General features: G+C 38.1%; 15 protein-coding genes, 16 tRNA genes, 2 rRNA genes and 1 pseudogene (1 of these 34 only partly in view). 3 read left to right on the top strand and 31 right to left on the bottom strand.

Annotated elements, in window-relative coordinates; all coding sequences use genetic code 11:
• Positions 1-92: 92 nt before the first annotated feature.
• The 4 genes and pseudogenes from GMB29_RS03010 to GMB29_RS03000 all read right to left on the bottom strand — a co-directional run bounded on the left by GMB29_RS03010 (position 93) and on the right by GMB29_RS03000 (position 3,272).
• Positions 93-1,064: an ABC transporter substrate-binding protein gene (locus tag GMB29_RS03010; protein WP_136359219.1), complete on the bottom strand. Its 972-nt coding sequence runs from the start codon at positions 1,062-1,064 to the stop codon at positions 93-95.
• Between the two features lie 197 nt (positions 1,065-1,261).
• A pseudogene (locus GMB29_RS27910) lies at positions 1,262-1,408 on the bottom strand (hypothetical protein); the annotation flags it as partial.
• A gap of 368 nt (positions 1,409-1,776) precedes the next feature.
• The gene (locus GMB29_RS03005; RefSeq protein ID WP_136359217.1) at positions 1,777-2,751 is read right to left on the bottom strand and encodes a LacI family DNA-binding transcriptional regulator; all 975 of its coding nucleotides are present in this window, start codon (positions 2,749-2,751) and stop codon (positions 1,777-1,779) included.
• Between the two features lie 239 nt (positions 2,752-2,990).
• A complete protein-coding gene (locus GMB29_RS03000; protein WP_136359215.1) occupies positions 2,991-3,272 on the bottom strand; it encodes a hypothetical protein in 282 nt (93 codons plus the stop codon).
• Between the two features lie 258 nt (positions 3,273-3,530).
• Here GMB29_RS03000 and GMB29_RS02995 point away from each other — a divergent pair, with 258 nt between their 5' ends.
• Positions 3,531-3,773 (top strand): hypothetical protein, encoded by a 243-nt coding sequence (locus GMB29_RS02995; RefSeq protein WP_136359213.1) that lies wholly within the window; start codon positions 3,531-3,533, stop codon positions 3,771-3,773.
• A gap of 334 nt (positions 3,774-4,107) precedes the next feature.
• On the opposite strand, the gene tatC is transcribed toward GMB29_RS02995, so the two are convergent.
• The 8 genes from tatC to GMB29_RS02955 all read right to left on the bottom strand — a co-directional run bounded on the left by tatC (position 4,108) and on the right by GMB29_RS02955 (position 12,369).
• Positions 4,108-4,836, bottom strand: coding sequence for a twin-arginine translocase subunit TatC (gene tatC / locus GMB29_RS02990; protein ID WP_406600331.1), 729 nt, complete (start codon positions 4,834-4,836; stop codon positions 4,108-4,110).
• Positions 4,837-4,916: 80 nt separating this feature from the next.
• The gene (gene tatA / locus GMB29_RS02985) at positions 4,917-5,102 is read right to left on the bottom strand and encodes a twin-arginine translocase TatA/TatE family subunit (RefSeq protein WP_046514233.1); all 186 of its coding nucleotides are present in this window, start codon (positions 5,100-5,102) and stop codon (positions 4,917-4,919) included.
• A 192-nt stretch (positions 5,103-5,294) separates the two neighbouring features.
• Positions 5,295-6,521 carry a NosD domain-containing protein gene (locus GMB29_RS02980; protein ID WP_136359209.1) on the bottom strand — a complete coding sequence of 409 codons (1,227 nt, stop codon included), beginning with the start codon at positions 6,519-6,521 and terminating at the stop codon, positions 5,295-5,297.
• A gap of 1,023 nt (positions 6,522-7,544) precedes the next feature.
• On the bottom strand, positions 7,545-7,718 hold the full coding sequence (locus GMB29_RS27905) for a hypothetical protein (protein WP_155443824.1): 174 nt from the start codon (positions 7,716-7,718) through the stop codon (positions 7,545-7,547).
• Positions 7,699-9,132: a glycoside hydrolase family 32 protein gene (locus GMB29_RS02970; RefSeq protein ID WP_136359207.1), complete on the bottom strand. Its 1,434-nt coding sequence runs from the start codon at positions 9,130-9,132 to the stop codon at positions 7,699-7,701. Before GMB29_RS02970 ends, GMB29_RS27905 begins: the two co-directional genes overlap by 20 nt.
• 12 nt (positions 9,133-9,144) lie before the next feature.
• The gene (locus GMB29_RS02965) at positions 9,145-9,978 is read right to left on the bottom strand and encodes a carbohydrate ABC transporter permease (RefSeq protein WP_136359205.1); all 834 of its coding nucleotides are present in this window, start codon (positions 9,976-9,978) and stop codon (positions 9,145-9,147) included.
• Positions 9,975-10,916, bottom strand: coding sequence for a carbohydrate ABC transporter permease (locus GMB29_RS02960; protein WP_136359203.1), 942 nt, complete (start codon positions 10,914-10,916; stop codon positions 9,975-9,977). The genes GMB29_RS02965 and GMB29_RS02960 overlap by 4 nt, the downstream gene beginning before the upstream one ends.
• A gap of 73 nt (positions 10,917-10,989) precedes the next feature.
• Positions 10,990-12,369, bottom strand: coding sequence for an ABC transporter substrate-binding protein (locus tag GMB29_RS02955; RefSeq protein ID WP_136359201.1), 1,380 nt, complete (start codon positions 12,367-12,369; stop codon positions 10,990-10,992).
• A gap of 213 nt (positions 12,370-12,582) precedes the next feature.
• Between GMB29_RS02955 and GMB29_RS02950 the strand changes: the two genes are divergently transcribed.
• The gene (locus GMB29_RS02950; protein WP_136359199.1) at positions 12,583-13,569 is read left to right on the top strand and encodes a LacI family DNA-binding transcriptional regulator; all 987 of its coding nucleotides are present in this window, start codon (positions 12,583-12,585) and stop codon (positions 13,567-13,569) included.
• Positions 13,570-13,713: 144 nt separating this feature from the next.
• Positions 13,714-13,881 (top strand): phosphate-starvation-inducible PsiE family protein, encoded by a 168-nt coding sequence (locus GMB29_RS02945; RefSeq protein WP_136359197.1) that lies wholly within the window; start codon positions 13,714-13,716, stop codon positions 13,879-13,881.
• Between the two features lie 140 nt (positions 13,882-14,021).
• Here the strand turns inward: GMB29_RS02945 and GMB29_RS27580 are convergent, their stop codons facing one another.
• From GMB29_RS27580 to GMB29_RS02855, 19 genes are all read right to left on the bottom strand, one after another.
• Positions 14,022-14,153 (bottom strand): hypothetical protein, encoded by a 132-nt coding sequence (locus GMB29_RS27580; protein WP_264766589.1) that lies wholly within the window; start codon positions 14,151-14,153, stop codon positions 14,022-14,024.
• Between the two features lie 294 nt (positions 14,154-14,447).
• Positions 14,448-14,529 (bottom strand) — tRNA-Leu (locus GMB29_RS02940).
• A gap of 19 nt (positions 14,530-14,548) precedes the next feature.
• Positions 14,549-14,637: transfer RNA gene (locus GMB29_RS02935), tRNA-Leu, on the bottom strand.
• Positions 14,638-14,654: 17 nt separating this feature from the next.
• Positions 14,655-14,728 (bottom strand) — tRNA-Cys (locus GMB29_RS02930).
• A 10-nt stretch (positions 14,729-14,738) separates the two neighbouring features.
• Positions 14,739-14,813 (bottom strand) — tRNA-Gly (locus GMB29_RS02925).
• 63 nt (positions 14,814-14,876) lie between these two features.
• Positions 14,877-14,951: transfer RNA gene (locus tag GMB29_RS02920), tRNA-Gln, on the bottom strand.
• 18 nt (positions 14,952-14,969) lie between these two features.
• Positions 14,970-15,045 (bottom strand) — tRNA-His (locus tag GMB29_RS02915).
• Between the two features lie 11 nt (positions 15,046-15,056).
• Positions 15,057-15,130 (bottom strand) — tRNA-Trp (locus tag GMB29_RS02910).
• A gap of 5 nt (positions 15,131-15,135) precedes the next feature.
• Positions 15,136-15,219, bottom strand: a tRNA-Tyr gene (locus tag GMB29_RS02905).
• 15 nt (positions 15,220-15,234) lie between these two features.
• A tRNA-Thr gene (locus GMB29_RS02900) sits at positions 15,235-15,307 on the bottom strand.
• Between the two features lie 37 nt (positions 15,308-15,344).
• A tRNA-Phe gene (locus tag GMB29_RS02895) sits at positions 15,345-15,417 on the bottom strand.
• Positions 15,418-15,576: 159 nt separating this feature from the next.
• A tRNA-Asp gene (locus tag GMB29_RS02890) sits at positions 15,577-15,653 on the bottom strand.
• Between the two features lie 2 nt (positions 15,654-15,655).
• Positions 15,656-15,732 (bottom strand) — tRNA-Met (locus GMB29_RS02885).
• A gap of 25 nt (positions 15,733-15,757) precedes the next feature.
• Positions 15,758-15,833: transfer RNA gene (locus GMB29_RS02880), tRNA-Val, on the bottom strand.
• Between the two features lie 16 nt (positions 15,834-15,849).
• Positions 15,850-15,924: transfer RNA gene (locus GMB29_RS02875), tRNA-Glu, on the bottom strand.
• 17 nt (positions 15,925-15,941) lie between these two features.
• Positions 15,942-16,033: transfer RNA gene (locus GMB29_RS02870), tRNA-Ser, on the bottom strand.
• A gap of 4 nt (positions 16,034-16,037) precedes the next feature.
• Positions 16,038-16,112, bottom strand: a tRNA-Asn gene (locus GMB29_RS02865).
• 18 nt (positions 16,113-16,130) lie between these two features.
• Positions 16,131-16,246: ribosomal RNA gene (gene rrf / locus GMB29_RS02860) — 5S ribosomal RNA — on the bottom strand.
• A 124-nt stretch (positions 16,247-16,370) separates the two neighbouring features.
• Positions 16,371-16,781: ribosomal RNA gene (locus tag GMB29_RS02855) — 23S ribosomal RNA — on the bottom strand; it runs 2,519 nt beyond the window's last position.

The raw sequence follows: 16,781 nt of genomic DNA, 5'->3' as shown, positions 1-16,781 counted from the left end.
GGGTCTGACCCCACACAACAATACTCATATATAATCCTTTTCATAAATTTTTAAATTATATATTATGTTAGTGGGGTCTGACCCTTTGAATCTTACCAACCCTGATAAGAATCTAATGTATCTTGAGTTACAAGCTTAACAGGTACTTTAATAAGCTCTTCAACTTCTTCACCATTTTTCACTTTCATTCCAATTTCAACTGCCTTTTTCACCATTTCGCTTGGTGATTGAGCTGAAGTCGCCATAATAGAGCTTCCTTCTTTAGACATTGCTTCTGTCGCTTCAGGAGCACCATCTACACCTACAATAAAAAACTCATCCTTCCGTCCAGCTTGCTCTTGAGCAATTTCTACTCCGATTGCTTCAGGGTCATTGATCGCAAATACAGCGTCAATTGATCCAGACGGATTCGCTTGTAAAATACTTTCCATAACGGATAATGCTTTTTCACGGCTTCCTTCACCATTTTGCTTTGCAACTACTTTAATTCCAGACTCTTTAATCACATCCTCAAATCCTTGAATACGATCTGTAACGGCTGAAACTGGAGGTCCATCGATTATAACAATGTTTCCTTTTCCATTTAATTGTTCAACCACATATTCACCAGCAAGCTTACCTGCTTGGTAGTTATCCGAAGTGACTGTTGAATTAACACCGCCATCAGCATTCGTATCAACTGCAATTACTGGAATGCCAGCATCCTTTGCTTGTTGGACAGCTGCAGCAATCCCTTTCGAATCAACAGCATTTAATAAAATGACATCTACCTTTTTTGTAATAAAGGTTTCAATTTGAGAGGTTTGTTTTGCCAGATCATATTCAGCGCTTTCGACAAGAACCTCTGCACCTAATTCCTTCCCTGCTTCCTCGGCACCCTTTCCCATAGCAACGAAAAATGGATTTGCTAAAGTACCTACAGTTAATCCAATTGTTAACTTATCGTCACTGTTTTCCTGTCCAGTGCTATCACTTGAAGTTTCACTTGCACTGGTGCATGCAGTCATTAAAGCCATTACAAGGATTAAAACTAGTACAAATAAAGTTTTTACATTCTTTTTCATTGTGAGCCCCCCAGGAATTCATTTAATTAATAAAAATGATTTTCATAGCATGACAAATATTGAAAATTACAATTGTTAACGCTTACAAATATATTGCTGCATCACCTCCCTTAAGCGTTCTATAATGAGTCGTTTTCCTTAAAAATGTGCATGAATCATTTTGATTAATCTTGTTGATAGGAACTTCTATTTGTTAGCATCGACACCGTTCCTCTGAATAAAGATGTTGGAATGTCCTGCTCATATTTCCAATTTTTCATCTACCCGAGCCATAAACGGCGTCCCTCAGGAAGATTACTCCAAGAAACAGCTGCATAAAAATCGGCCCATAGGACTTTACTCGGGTCACAAATAAACTGATGAGAGTTGAGGCTAATAATGATAGATTCAACGCCTCAATTCGTTCCTTTCATATTTAGCAGCTGATTAAACCACATTTGACATATGTAATAAATCGTATAGGCAGTGAAACTTCCAATGAATAAAATGGTAACTGGATAAAAATAGAACAGAGCAATCCCTGCTCCAATAATGATCAATAATAGAACAGGTAAGACCAGGTTCAAAGCTAAAAAAGTTTATCAATTGAAACGTTTCCAATTAAAGCTAAAAAAATTTATCGGTTTCAATTGAAACGTTTCCAATTAAAGCTAAAAAAATTTATCAGTTTCAATTGAAACGTTTCCAATTAAAGCTAAAAAAATTTGACCTGTTAGGTCGTTTCTCCTTCTCTGTACATGACCGGGATTCGATAAATCTCATGTTCTAGCCTCTCTCCTTCAACCTTTCTTAAGAGAAGTTTCACAGACATTCTGGCCATCTCTTCGACCGGCTGTCGAATCGTTGATAGAATCGGGTGAAACAGCTTATTATTTTGAATTCCATCATAACCAATTACTTTTACATCCTCGGGAGTTCGTATTCCATATTGTTTAGCTTTATCAATATATTTGGCGGCTAGTAGATCAGTATTAGCAAATATGCCGGAAACATTAAGAAGTTCTTTTATTTTAAAGAAATTTCCGAAAAATTCATCATCATTATAAACAGCATCATTCTCCTCATAAATGATATATTCAATCCCTTGAGCATTTGCTTCTTCGATAAATCCCTTTTTCCGAAGTTCGACCTCACTGTAGGCAGAACTAGTGATTCCCAGATACGCCGCTTTTTTTGCTCCTGCCTTTACAAGTTCTTTTAAGGCAATGCGGCCGCCAGTATAGTTATCTGAAGTTACACATGTGATTTTTTTCCCAAAATGACGGTCAATGCTGATAATCGGAATATCGGTGTTCACGCTATCCTCGATGTCATTATAAGTAATTCCAATAATCCCTGCTACTTTATTCTGAGTGAGCATATCCAAATAATAAAGCTCTTTGTCAGGTCTTCCTCCACTATTGCAGAGCATCAATTTAAAACCTTCCCGATCAAGCTCATCTTCGATATAATAGGCCAGTTCCGAGAAAAACGGATGCCAAATACTAGGGAGTAATAACGCAACCATTGTTGATTTTTGCATTTTAAAGTTTCTTGCAACTTCATTAGGTGTGTAATTTAATTGTTTGATCGCAGCATTCACTTTCTCCCGTGTTTCGTTCCTTACATTCGGGTGATTGTTAATGACTCGTGAAACAGTGCCAACTCCAACTCCTGCCAGGTCTGCAACATCTTTTAAACTTGGCACTACAACTACCTCCAATATTAAAGCGATTTCATAAACTTATGATATCACTAGTTTGGAAACGTTTCAACGGTTTTTTAAATTAATATTAAAAAAATGGTTGAGAATATTCCTCCTCAACCATTTTCCCTATCAGATATGCTATTTTGAACCTTTTGCCGACCCTCTGCCGCATCACTAAGGGTAAAATTGTAAATACGACCTACATTTTTTTCCTCAACTCTATCTCCGTCTACAAGAACTTATTCACCTACACTCAATCGGTGTAATTGTTCCACAACAGGAATCCCCGTTCCGGAAACACCTACGAATCCAATCGAGAGACTAGAGAGTTTCTCCGTCGTCCCTTTACCGAAAGTCTGTGCAGTCCTCATCTTATATTCCGGAATTTCCTCGTTCATATCAGGACCGACAACGCTGACGGACGTAACTTCAGTGAAGTTTCCATCCCTATTAACCGCTCTTGCCATTATACGACCATCAGGGAGCATAATGGCAATGATTCCCGGAAAATCGGTATCCAACCAACCCGAAAGTCCCTTGAATAGATCTTCATCCGATTCGTCATCAAAGGATGAACAAACGGAAAATCCAGTTGGATAACTATAAATTTTTAAAATCACCATTTTTTTACGTTTCGCTTAACCAATCAAAGCCTGTAAAATTTCCGTTGACCAAGTCACCCGTCTGCCTCACGTACAGAACAAGCATGGTAAGGTACTACTTGTATTCGATTTAGACAATTAAATATTCTGACAACTAAAGGAGGAAAAACAACAATAATGAAAAAATTATTCACTAAGCGTCCAGAAACCATTGATTTTAGGACCTTTTGTTCTAGTGGTTCACCGGAATACGTTTCCGCCAAAAAGAAGCTAAATGAACTATTTAAGCAGCACCAACAAAATAGCATCAACAACCGCCGTACGATTACCGCTTATTCCCTCGCTATTAATCCACTAACTTTATTCGATATTCATTTTCTTTTAGCAGCTGGCTGTGTTGTTCTTGTGGCTGTTCTTTGATAAGAAATTAGCCGAGAACGGCGTTATAAGCCTTGCCGCTATATTATCTTGAACCTTGAAAATTGGCTTTCCTGCTGTCGCTTTCATCTCTATTCTTGTTCTCATTTCTAAATTTGGGATGTTCTTATAACTCACATAAATGTTGAGGTCAGTAAAAGAAAAAGGGGAAAAGGAGCAAGTAACTTCCCCTAGCCCTATAAAGTTAGGGTGTGAGTTACTTTTTTACGTATAGGGGGCCAGAGCAAAAAACGCGAATTTTGTATGTTAAGCAAAGTTAAAGACTTAAAAAAGCTGATTCCTCACCTTATTTTAAGGAATCAGCTTTTTATATTTATTAAACAGATTCGTATACCTCATTTTTTTCTTCTTTAGTCCTTTGCTGTCTTTTATAAACAAATTTAGATAAGCTGATACTACTTTCATATAAGAGTAATAAAGGTATAACCACCAGGATATCTGATAGAAAATCTGGAGGCGTAATCAAAATTGAAACGAAGATTAACAGAAAGTATGCATATTTCCTATTTTTTTGTAAACGGTATGGATTTATAATTCCTAAACTTGTTAAAAACATAATGACAACAGGAAGTTCAAACAGAAATCCAAAAGGCAAAGTCATGTGAAGCAAAAATTGGAAATATTTCTCCGTTGTAAAGAAAGTAGTAAACATATCATTAGATAGCGACATTAAAAAATTTAGTACAAGAGGAAATAGAATAAAGTAACCAAAACTAATTCCTAATATGAATAGAATAAATAGTCCTGGAATATAAGCGATGGTAACTCTGCGTTCTTTTGGTGTTAACGCTGGACGTACATACAACCAAGCTTGGTACGCAGCAACTGGTATAGTAGCTGTAATAGCAACAACGCTTGCAATCATTAAATAAACGAGTAAGATATCACTCGGTCCTAACAGAGCCAGCTTAAATGGCAAGTCTTTAACTAACACATGATAAATATCTTGGACATATATAAATGCTAGGACTAAAGACAGCAGAAAGGAAACTATAGTGATAATAATGCGTTTACGTAATTCCTCAAAGTGCTGAACTAAGCGCATGTTTTGATCTTCCAACCTAATCACTCCATGAAAAAGAAGATGTAAGACAGAACCTACATCTCCTATTATTATTTGGTTAGTCATTCTTTCTTATTAGATGTTTCTGAATTTGAGTCATCTGTTACAAGATCTCTGGTAGACTTTTTAAATTCCCTTAATGTTGAGCCAAATGCTCTTCCGATTTCCGGTAACTTAGAAGGTCCGAAAATAATAAGGGCGATGATTAAAATTAGTATTAATCCTGGTCCGCCAATATTTTGAAGCATAATTTTCCCTCCTAATTTTTAAATAATTTTTTTAGACGCTTATAATCATTTTTAGAATAGCTTCAGCAAAAAAAGTCGTTTAAATCAATATTCTTACCGAGTTTTTTAAATCCTTGATTAATTTTAATTACAGTTGAAAATCTCGGGCGAATCGTTGCCGTACCCCAAATAGAGTAATAGCAGAGCAATAAATTACCAAACGATTGTTGTATTCGAACTAGCTTTATCTACCTCTAACGATGACGCAGAATGTACAATACGTGTATCCACACATGAACCATTGACTACAACTTTTCGATTCGAAGAAATACCATAAATCTTGGTATTAGTCACCCAGTTTCCATTACCACCCATAATTAGGATACGAGTGTTATTTTCTGGTTGAGCAGAATTGATAGTTGACGCAGTGATATGATTATCATTTCCATTAACATGAATCAGTCCATAAAAACCATCACGCCCAATAGGGTCACTTTTCCAGTTACCTGCACCATCTCTGAGCGCTTGCACTTTCCCAGAAAACAAATTTCCATTTCCTTTAATAATAACAGCACCAGTGTAGTAGCTTTGGATATTATTTCCTGTAAACGTACAGTCATTGGCTCCTATAGCTTCTAAACATACATGTCCATCAGGATAGATGTTGTTACCTACAATATTTGCCCAGTTAGGATTTTCTAAAAATACACTTTTTCCTAACGGTTGTGTTCCAAAGTAGTTATTGGCTACTAATAATTGCTGAGAAGCACCGACCGAAAGAAGTCCATTACGAACTTCTGAAATCCAACAGCCTCTTACTGTGCATGCGTCAGCTCCATTTAATCGTAAACCTGTATCTACGTTGATAGTTGAAACACCAATAATACGAACTGCATCATTATCTTGGTCGATATTAACAGCAATTTGACCTTTATCTGTTCCACGACCTTGAATCAAAAAGCTTTCCAGTTGAATCGAAGATACTCGTGGTGCTCCAACGCGTCTTTCAGAAACGATAGCTGTTTGACAGTTATTACCTAATACAAGTTTACTTCCTCCACCTGGATGAGTTAGACCTGTTTGTTCTTCGGGGTCGATATTCGAACGTGTACCTGCATTAACGCCTCTGATTGTCACATAAGAGCGATTAATTTTAATTGGAGAATGAATCCACATTTCTCCTGCTGGTAATTCAATGACTCCTCCAGATGGAGGCATATTATTAATAAGATTATTAATAATTGGTGCGTTGTCAAAATTGGGGTTATTTAACTGTGCTCCATAATCTACTGGGTAATAGATCGTTTCGTTGGCAGCACTTACCTTTGTTGCCTTAAAAGGAAAACCGCTTAAAAATGTTAAGAAAAAAACAGATAATCCTACTACAATGTTCCGTCGTTCTTTTGAATATGACTTTTCAATAGATATATTTGTTTCCATATTATCTCCCCCCTAAGGGATTTACGTATTTTCAAAACTTTTATAAGAAATAGGCTATAAAATACTTGATAGAGGGCTTTTATAAGCAAAAAAATTGCCACCCCCTGCCACATGCATCCCTTGAAGGAAAAGTACCCGTAGTAAACCCAAAATTACAAGGGCTTCCTACTATGCCAGCACGTTGGACAATGCTTATAGAGTTAGCCCAACAATGGATGATCGAGCAACGGGTAGACTAACTATTTGTTTAGCAGACTCCTTGAACTAAATCAGCAATCGGCGTTAGCGAACTCTAGACAAACCGAACTTGCCAATGGTTTAAAATGGAAAACAAAGGGCTTATTTGACATGTCTTCTTTTTGTTCCCTTCGCCTTTGATATCCTTCTGTTAAACCATTGCGGAGTGATTGCGTGGGATCACCACCTAAATAGTGGATAAGTTCTTGATACTTATTTAGTTTTCATAGAACTTTTGACACTACCGGAATTTAATTAATAAGAACGATTTTCATAGCAAGACAAATATTGGAGATTGAAATTGTTAACGCTTACAAAACTGTTCCTGATCCCCCCCCTTAAGACGTTCTATTATGAGTCATTTTCCTTAAAGATGTGCGTGAATCATTTTGATTAATCTTGTTGATAGGAGGTTCTATTTGTTAGCGGTTTCAAAGATGTGGTAAGTAGAAATGGTGATTTTTCGTGATTGGATTGAAATTGTTAACGCTTACAAAACTGTTACTGATCACCCCCTTAAGACGTTCTATTATGAGTCATTTTCCTTAAAGATGTGCGTGAATCATTTTGATTAATCTTGTTGATAGGAACTTCTATTTGTTAGCGGTTTCAAAGATGTGGTAAGTAGAAATGGTGATTTTTCGTGGTTGAATACTCTGTTGAATTGATTAAATTTGGATGTTCTTGATTGACTTTGATTATATTATGCTTCTCGAAAACTGTCAATATATTGGAGGAATTGAGTAAATTATATTAAAAATGTTAAAGGTTAGTTGAAGAACCAAGTTATTCAAATGAAAAATTATAAAAAACATAGTTTAATACAATTCTAAATCCAATATTCTCTGCAACTGCAATAGAAGGCTTATTTACTTCCATACCCCATATATGTTTAAATAAAACAGCCCTGTTGTTAAACAGTGCTGTTTTATTTCGTTTATTAAGAACTAAACGCCTCATAACGAACTTCTTTTAATTGGGCTCCTTTTCCTGAAAGGACAATGCTTGTTCCTTTTTCTTTTTCATATGCCGTAAATGTTGCGACTTTTTCTCCCTTATTCACAAAGATTTCAACTGAATGAAGATCCACATAAAATTCTAGTGTGTTTTCTTTATTGTTAAAACAGTCACGTACGGTAATTGGTTCACTATCTCCATAATCAGAAGTAATCACAACAGAATTGGATGATGGATCCACACTCACGCGTGTTGCTGTTGTTTCTTCCTTGTTTAATTCAACAACAAACGATTCACTCTTAGATAATAGGGATAGGGATAAATATCCTGTTCTTCCGCTTTCAATGTGCAAGTCCTCATTTAATGAAACATGTTCATGAACAGCAACAGGTGTGAAATAATCGTCATGGCTAATATAAGCTTGTTGAATCAATGTGTTGTTTTTGATGTGTAACTTTCTTGGTAAACTCATCATGCCGTTATAGCCGTACTCTTTTGGTGGTGTTGCTTTTGTCCAACGATGCATCCATCCAATTAAAAGTCTCTCTCCGTTTTGACCGTCCGTTGTTTGTGGTGCGTAAAACGTTGCATAATCTAGCAAGCCCTTTGCCTCAGGAGTGAATGCTCCGTTTTCAAAATCCATGTGTCCAATCAAATAAGACGTCTTTTTCTTTACTTCTCCGTCAAATTCAGGGTCGCATGGCATTTCTGAGAAAATTAGCATATCTTTTCCGTCTAAGTGGAAGAGATCTGGACATTCTAGTAACGTATTTTCTTCAAATGGCATTTGAAAAATAGAAGAATGAAAGCTCCACTGAAGTAAATCTTTTGATTGGAACATGATGATTTCACCACGACGTTTCGCGTTTCTTACCGCTAATACACAGTAGTATACCCCGTTACGCTCTAACACTTTAGGGTCTCTGAAATCACAAATGAGATACCCTTCTGGCAATTCTTTTTCGCCAATCACGGGATTTAATTTGGATTTCTCGAAATGGATACCATCCTCTGACACTGCAACACACTGACGTTCAGCAATTTGTGATTCATCTTTATCAAACCCTAAGTTAGGATCAATATGACCTGTATAAATGAGATAGAGCTTCCCATCCTTTTCAATCGCACTTCCAGAAAAACATCCGTTTGCATCATACACTTTGTCATTGGCCATCGCTACGGGAAGGTACTCCCAATTGACAAAATCATTTGTTGTTGCATGACCCCAATGCATGTCATTCCATACAATGTCATACGGGTAATACTGATAAAAGAGCTGGTATTTCCCTTTGTAGAATGAAAAACCATTTGGGTCATTGATCCATCCGATTTCTGGTGAAAAGTGAAAAAGGGGTCGGTTATTTGTTTTATGTTTGTTTTCTTTGATATAGTCGTTTGCTTTTTGCAGTCGATTCATAGGGCACCTCTTTTATTTAATTCCACTTTGCATGGAACCTTCCACAATGTATTTTTGGAAAATGATATAAAGAATAACGATTGGAATCGTTACGATTGTTAGTGCTGCCATCATGTGACTTGTGAAAATGTTATACTTGTCTGCAAAAACCGCATTAAGGGCAACTTGAATTGGCATCAAATCTGCGTTTGATAACGCCATAACCGGCCATAGAAAATCGTTCCATGATGCTAAGAACGTTAAAATTCCAACTGTAATATACATATTTAAGCTTGACGGCATGACGATTCGGAAGAAACATCCGACTTCACTTAGTCCATCGATTTTCCCTGATTCAATCAATTCACCAGGGAAGGATAAGAAATGTTGTCTGAATAAGAAAATGTTCATCACATTGATGATAAATGGCAGCAAATAACCTGGAATCGTGTTGATTAATCCCATTTCATTTACCACTAAAAACAATGGAAGAATGGTCGCTTCAATTGGCACAATCATAAGAGCGATAATAAAAATTAAAATCCAATCTTTAAATGGAAATTTAAATCTTGCTAGAGCATAACCTGCCAATGAATTGATGGTTAATCCTACAACTACTGTAACGGATGCATAAATCAAACTATTTCCAACGTTTTTAAAGATGTTATAAAAACCTAATAACTCTACATAGGAATCAAACGAAAGATCAGAAAATTTTGGAACAAAGGCAAAGATTGTATCAATATCTTTGTAAATCACTTCATCGATTTTAAATGAAGAAAGAATCATCCAAATAAGAGGAAGCAAAAATTGTAATGCCACAAGAGACGCCAAGATATAAAACAAGGTTTTCTTTACAATTTTCATGCTGTTTTCTCCTCTCTAAATAGCTTTTTAATAATGATTGAGATAACGACTAAGAAAATCGTGAATACTAATGTAACAGCACTTGCATATCCAATGTTTCGGTGACGGAATCCATACTCATAAATGTATTGCAAAATGGTAATCGTTGAGTTATCCGGACCTCCACCTGTCATAACCATCGGTTGAACAATGAGTTTAAACGCCTGAATCGTGGTTGTAATCACTAAAAACATTAGAATGGGTTTTAATGTCGGAATGGTAATAAATAAAAACTTTTGGAACGCATTGGCTCCGTCAATGTCCGCTGCTTCATAAAGGCTTCCATCAATATTTTTAAGTCCTGCTAAAAAGATCATCATTTGATACCCACACCCTGACCATGCAGAGATCGCAATGATCGTATACATTGCTTGAGACGCACTTGAGAGGAAAGGCTGCTTTGAAATCCCAACATTTTCAAGGAGTTCATTAATTAATCCAGATGTTGGGTTTAACATGACCGTCCATAGGATTGAGATGACAACAAGAGATAAAACAGCTGGTGAAAAATAGGCGGTACGGAAGAACCCTACGCCTTTGATTTTTTTGTTGACAATGAGCGCAAGTCCAAGTGCCATCGATAGTTGCAGAGGAACAACAAACACCACAAACTTAATCGTGTTCATGAAACTTTGGATCAACACTTCATCTGTTATCATTCGCTTAAAGTTTTCAAGCCCAATAAATTCTTTGTCGTTTGGTTTTAATAAATAGTAATCCGTAAACCCGTACGTAATCGCTAGAATAATTGGTAAGACAATGAAGAGAATCGCAAGAATTAAAGCAGGTGTTAAAAATCCGAAAGCGGACACGATATCTCTTTTTTTATAATGTTCGCTTTGTCTGAAGTGTTCGGTTGTATTTCTCACTTTTACAAAACGTTTGATAAATTTCTTCATGGTTCACACCCCTTTTAAAAAAGTGTAAGAGGTGAGGTGACGTCATCACCTCACCTCTTACTTTTACAAACGATTATTTTTTGTACTTTTCAAATTCTATTTCAATTTTCTTCACTGCATCGTCTAAATATTGCTTGATCGTCGCTTCATCTGTCGTTTTGTTTTGAGCAATTTTTAGAATGACGTCTTTTGCAAAGGTTTCAGAAAGATAAGGATATCCAGGTGATACAGGACGAGATTTGTTTGTGTTTTCCGCTTGATACTTTAATACTGTCCATGCATCGTTGTGATATGGGTTGTCTGTATTTGTATCAATCGCGTCAACGGAATTGATTCTTGTTGGAATGGAACCGTTTTTAGCGAAATATTCTTTTGATGCTTCGTCGTTATTTAACCATTCCATGACTTCAACGATTTGCTTGATGCGCTCTTCGTCTTCTTCTTGTCCGTTACGAACAAATGCCCAAGAACCTGATGGTGTGTATAATCCGTCGAAGTCTTCACTCATTTTTGGATAACGAACGGTTTTGAATTTTAAATCAGGATAATTATTGATAAGTTCATTTACATACCAGAATCCACTAACAGATAGTGCTGATTTTCCTGTATGGAATGTTTTTTCGGATTCTGTCGCACTAGCAAGTACTGGTTCAGCAAATAATTGCGCATACTTTGTTAATGCTTCTACACTTTTGTCGCTGTTTAATACGCCATCAACTGTTACACCATCTTCAGCGACGATGTTTGCATCATTTCCCCAAAGAAGTGGTGTGAAGTAGTATGTTCCTAATTCATAGGCACCTGCAGTAATGTCTGTTAGTAATAAACTTACAGGTACTTCATAATTTGCAAACGCTGGATCATCCGACGTTTTTGCAAACTCGTCCACTTTTCTTGATAACTCAATAAATTGATCCCATGTCCAGTCTTGATCAAGTGAAGGAACTAATGCTTTTACATCTTCAGGTAATGCATTGATCATGTCTTCGTTATACATGATGGCTACGCCTGAGTCTGAATAACCCATTCCGTAGAATTTCCCGTCCACTGTTCCTTGGTCGATGATCGCTTGCGTGAATCCATCTTTAAATCCTTCGCTCATGTATTCATCTAGTTCACCAAGTAATCCTGAATCAACGTAAGCCCCAATATCAGGTCCGTCTAATGTGAAAATATCAGGCATTTCATTTGCTGTAATTGCTGCATTCAGCTTATCTATGTAGCCTGAACCAGCTCCTGCACGTGTGATGTTTTGTATTTCGACTTTTGGTCCGTCTGGATGAGCCTCATTGTAGCTCTTTACTCGGTCAGCAAACATCTTTCCTTCTGGATGATCTGCTGCGGCTTGTGTCCAAACAGTGATTTTTTCTTTGTCGCTAGCCTGTTTTGAATTACATCCTACTAATGAGATAGCAAAGACTAATGCTGAAACTAACAAAATTAACTTTTTCATACTGCCTTTTAACCCCCTAGATTAGAATATTCCGTGAAAACGTATTCACGCTTTCTTATTTCATGTTATAACATCAAAAAATGTGTGTCAACATTTTTTTACAAACGCTTTCATTAATCCGAAATATATATTATACTAAAAAAAGTAATTCCTTTAATTAAAAATATTCATATATAAAGAATACGTTTTCTCAGCGCTTGAAAGGAGCCATGTATGAGTAAACTTACGATGAAAGAAATTGCGAAACTTGCAAATGTTTCACAAGCCACTGTATCACGAGTGATCAATGGTAATAAAAGCGTCAATGAAGAGGCTGCAAAACGAGTGCTCAAAGTCATTGAAGAAGTAGGGTTTATCCCAAATAATGCTGCCCAAACATTAAAAAGAAGCCACTCAAATATTATCGGTGTCTGTGTGACCGAGACCTTTAACCCATATTTTGTTGAATTGATTGATACACTAGAACTTGAAGCGCGTAAACGTGGATACAATATTCTATTGCACAACTCAAAACACAATCCGATTACCGAATGGGAAAGCATCCAAAATTTCATCGCCCGACAAGTAGACGGAATTATCCTTGTCCCAAATGGTGAGTATAATATCCAACGATTGAACAAACTTGCTATCCCAACTGTAATCATAACGAAAAATCGAGAATCTCTAGATAGTATCGGTCTTGATCACATGCAAGCTGGAAAGATTGCTGGCGAGAATTTTATCTATGCAGGTCATAAAAAATTTGGGTATATCGGGACGGTTCCTGATGAGAAGTATTTGGGCTATAAAAGTGTCTTGTATGAAAACGGTTTTGAGTTAAACAGTTTAATCAATGTTAAACAGACCTCGACAAATAATTTTTTGATACAACAAGACATAGAAGCATATTTTAATCAGGCTGACCGCCTCGATTTCACATGTGTCTTCGCTGCAAACGATATCATGGCGCTTGAATTCTTGAAAGCTGCTCAAAAAAGGGGAATCCGTATCCCTGAAGATATCAGTTTGATTGGCTTCGATGATACGTATCTTGCTAAAATCATGGGGATTTCCAGTATCCATCAACCAATCGAAGAAATGGTCAAAACTACCATTGAGATTCTTCTCAATCGAATTGAAAACGAAGTCTCATCAGAAAAGATTAATATACAATTAGCTCCCACATTAATTGAAAGAAAAAGCTCTAATTTTAAAAGATAGCAATATCACTTTGGCTGTAAAAAAGGGAGTCATAATGTATATTAAGATTTCATTAAATATCAAAAGCATTTTTAAAAGGCAACTCCCTATTATTGGGTTAGTTGCCTTCTTCTAACATCATTAAGTAATCCTAGTGTTAATTCGATGCGATACTTTCTCTACATTGGCAATACAGCAATGCTCCGCTTAATTATTGTTGATCACCACGACCCATTCAATACATTAATACATGCTTTCGTTATCCTCATTTTAATTTTGAGCTACTATATTATTAACAATACACCTGCCAGGAAATCCCTCAATAATAAATAATTGGTTAGAATTCGATGATGCTATGCTCGTTATCAATACGAATACGTTGTTAACATGTCTTCAATGTAAAATTTTTTATGGATTAAAGATTCTTTTTACCCCTAAGTATAGATAATCGCGTATTTACAACGTTTAGGGTATTACAGTATAAAAAATCCCAATTTCATTAAATCCTGAGCTCTGGCTACATGTTTGAATTTTGCAATATCTACTCTGATAATAAGTGTTTTAGGAGTAATTTGAGCGATTTTCTTATTTTGGTTATAATTCATGATAGGCCTCCTAGTCATGATAGATTTGTCCTTTTCGCTGGCCAGCTTTGGGACATTTTAATCATACCAAGAGGTCTTTTTGATACTCAAATCTCATTTTCATTCATTACAGGAATGCTTGCCCGATTGTTCAGTAACCTTGAGACCAACCTGATTGGTAGTCATAATTGATTATACTTTCTAAAATTTTTTATCCACACGATTAGCAACTCACTTTATTAATATAAAACACAAAAAAGCCAATACTCTGATTGCTCAAAGCATTGACTTTACAAGTTTTTCGAAATTATTAGATACCAGTGGTCGGGGTCGAACCGACACTCCTCACGGAACACGATTTTGAGTCGTGCGCGTCTGCCAATTCCGCCACACTGGCAAATCAAAAATCATTTAAATGGTGCCGAGGACCGGAATCGAACCGGTACGGTAGTCACCTACCGCAGGATTTTAAGTCCTGTGCGTCTGCCAGTTCCGCCACCCCGGCAAGGGTGTAAATAAAAATGGAGGCGGCAACCGGATTTGAACCGGTGATAAAGGTTTTGCAGACCTCTGCCTTACCACTTGGCTATGCCGCCTTCATAAAACTGGAGCGGAAGACGGGATTCGAACCCGCGACCCCCACCTTGGCAAGGTGATGTTCTACCACTGAACTACTTCCGCGACTTGCTTATATAATTTGTATACTCTAGCCTATGCAAGAGTTTCAAAAATGTGTAATAAAAATGGCTGGGCTAGCTGGATTCGAACCAACGAATGACGGAGTCAAAGTCCGTTGCCTTACCACTTGGCTATAGCCCATTGAATTAGTTGTTTAAATGGGGCGACTGATGGGAATCGAACCCACGAATGTCGGAACCACAATCCGATGCGTTAACCACTTCGCCACAATCGCCACTATATAATTGGCAGGGGCAGTAGGAATCGAACCCACACCAAAGGTTTTGGAGACCTCTATTCTACCGTTAAACTATGCCCCTATAAATGGTGGAGGGGGGCAGATTCGAACTGCCGAACCCTAAGGAGCGGATTTACAGTCCGCCGCGTTTAGCCACTTCGCTACCCCTCCATATATGTGAAACAGTGCCGGCGAGAGGACTTGAACCCCCAACCTACTGATTACAAGTCAGTTGCTCTACCAATTGAGCTACACCGGCATGCTTTTTTGACTTTAGGACTGTTATACACTAAAGGTGGCTCAGGACGGAATCGAACCGCCGACACATGGATTTTCAGTCCATTGCTCTACCGACTGAGCTACTGAGCCAAATTGTTTTCGGCTTCCGCTAAGCTTCAAATCTCTTCGTCAACTCCTACACTCACATCCTCACGTATTTACATACGCTCCGGTGTTCGCTTAGTCGTTTCCTCGACCTTTTCGCTTATCGAAACCCTTTTACTTGAGATAAGTGTTTTATTAAAATAATGGCGGTCCGGACGGGACTCGAACCCGCGACCTCCTGCGTGACAGGCAGGCATTCTAACCAACTGAACTACCGGACCATTGGTTGCGGGGACAGGATTTGAACCTGCGACCTTCGGGTTATGAGCCCGACGAGCTACCGGACTGCTCCACCCCGCGACAATAGTAATACATATAAACTTTATGGTGGAGGATGACGGGATCGAACCGCCGACCCTCTGCTTGTAAGGCAGATGCTCTCCCAGCTGAGCTAATCCTCCATATGAAAGGTGTAAATGGTGACCCGTACGGGATTCGAACCCGTGTTACCGCCGTGAAAGGGCGGTGTCTTAACCGCTTGACCAACGGGCCAATGTATATATAAATAGTGGCGGAGAGCAAGGGATTTGAACCCTTGAGACAGCTTTCACCGCCTACACGATTTCCAATCGTGCTCCTTCGGCCACTCGGACAGCTCTCCAAAATGGCTCCGCAGGTAGGACTCGAACCTACGACCGATCGGTTAACAGCCGATAGCTCTACCACTGAGCTACTGCGGAATAATTATAAATTTCAAAGCCTGGCGACGTCCTACTCTCACAAGGGGAAACCCCTAACTACCATCGGCGCTGAAGAGCTTAACTTCCGTGTTCGGCATGGGAACGGGTGTGACCTCTTCGCCATCGCCACCAGACATTTGTGACAAATATTATTATACTATTTGAGAAGAATATTTCAAGTGTTTTTTTACTTTTATATTCCTTCAAAACTAGATAACGATTCACAATTCAATTCACTTATGTTTAACGCATATATATTAGGTTAAGTCCTCGATCGATTAGTATCAGTCAGCTCCACACGTCACCGCGCTTCCACCTCTGACCTATCAACCTGATCATCTTTCAGGGATCTTACTAGCTTGCGCTATGGGAAATCTCATCTTGAGGGGGGCTTCATGCTTAGATGCTTTCAGCACTTATCCCTTCCGCACATAGCTACCCAGCTATGCCTTTGGCAAGACAACTGGTACACCAGCGGTGCGTCCATCCCGGTCCTCTCGTACTAAGGACAGCTCCTCTCAAATTTCCTACGCCCACGACGGATAGGGACCGAACTGTCTCACGACGTTCTGAACCCAGCTCGCGTACCGCTTTAATGGGCGAACAGCCCAACCCTTGGGACCGACTACAGCCCCAGGATGCGATGAGCCGACATCGAGGTGCCAAACC

The sequence above is a fragment of the Metabacillus sediminilitoris genome (assembly GCF_009720625.1).
In the GTDB taxonomy this organism is placed as follows: domain Bacteria; phylum Bacillota; class Bacilli; order Bacillales; family Bacillaceae; genus Metabacillus; species Metabacillus sediminilitoris.
This window is presented reverse-complemented; position numbering and strand designations above follow the sequence as displayed.

Excerpts from the sequence above, each read along its gene's own strand:
- GMB29_RS02945 (WP_136359197.1), top strand. The coding sequence starts at position 13,714 with ATGCGATACTTTCTCTACATTGGCAATACAGCAATGCTCCGCTTAATT.
- tatA (WP_046514233.1), bottom strand. The coding sequence starts at position 5,102 with ATGCTTCAAAATATTGGCGGACCAGGATTAATACTAATTTTAATCATC.
- GMB29_RS03010 (WP_136359219.1), bottom strand. The coding sequence starts at position 1,064 with ATGAAAAAGAATGTAAAAACTTTATTTGTACTAGTTTTAATCCTTGTA.
- GMB29_RS02970 (WP_136359207.1), bottom strand. The coding sequence starts at position 9,132 with ATGAATCGACTGCAAAAAGCAAACGACTATATCAAAGAAAACAAACAT.
- tatC (WP_406600331.1), bottom strand. The coding sequence starts at position 4,836 with ATGCGCTTAGTTCAGCACTTTGAGGAATTACGTAAACGCATTATTATC.
- GMB29_RS02965 (WP_136359205.1), bottom strand. The coding sequence starts at position 9,978 with ATGAAAATTGTAAAGAAAACCTTGTTTTATATCTTGGCGTCTCTTGTG.
- GMB29_RS02950 (WP_136359199.1), top strand. The coding sequence starts at position 12,583 with ATGAGTAAACTTACGATGAAAGAAATTGCGAAACTTGCAAATGTTTCA.
- GMB29_RS27905 (WP_155443824.1), bottom strand. The coding sequence starts at position 7,718 with ATGAGGCGTTTAGTTCTTAATAAACGAAATAAAACAGCACTGTTTAAC.
- GMB29_RS02980 (WP_136359209.1), bottom strand. The coding sequence starts at position 6,521 with ATGGAAACAAATATATCTATTGAAAAGTCATATTCAAAAGAACGACGG.
- GMB29_RS27580 (WP_264766589.1), bottom strand. The coding sequence starts at position 14,153 with ATGAATTATAACCAAAATAAGAAAATCGCTCAAATTACTCCTAAAACA.
- GMB29_RS02960 (WP_136359203.1), bottom strand. The coding sequence starts at position 10,916 with ATGAAGAAATTTATCAAACGTTTTGTAAAAGTGAGAAATACAACCGAA.
- GMB29_RS02995 (WP_136359213.1), top strand. The coding sequence starts at position 3,531 with ATGAAAAAATTATTCACTAAGCGTCCAGAAACCATTGATTTTAGGACC.
- GMB29_RS02955 (WP_136359201.1), bottom strand. The coding sequence starts at position 12,369 with ATGAAAAAGTTAATTTTGTTAGTTTCAGCATTAGTCTTTGCTATCTCA.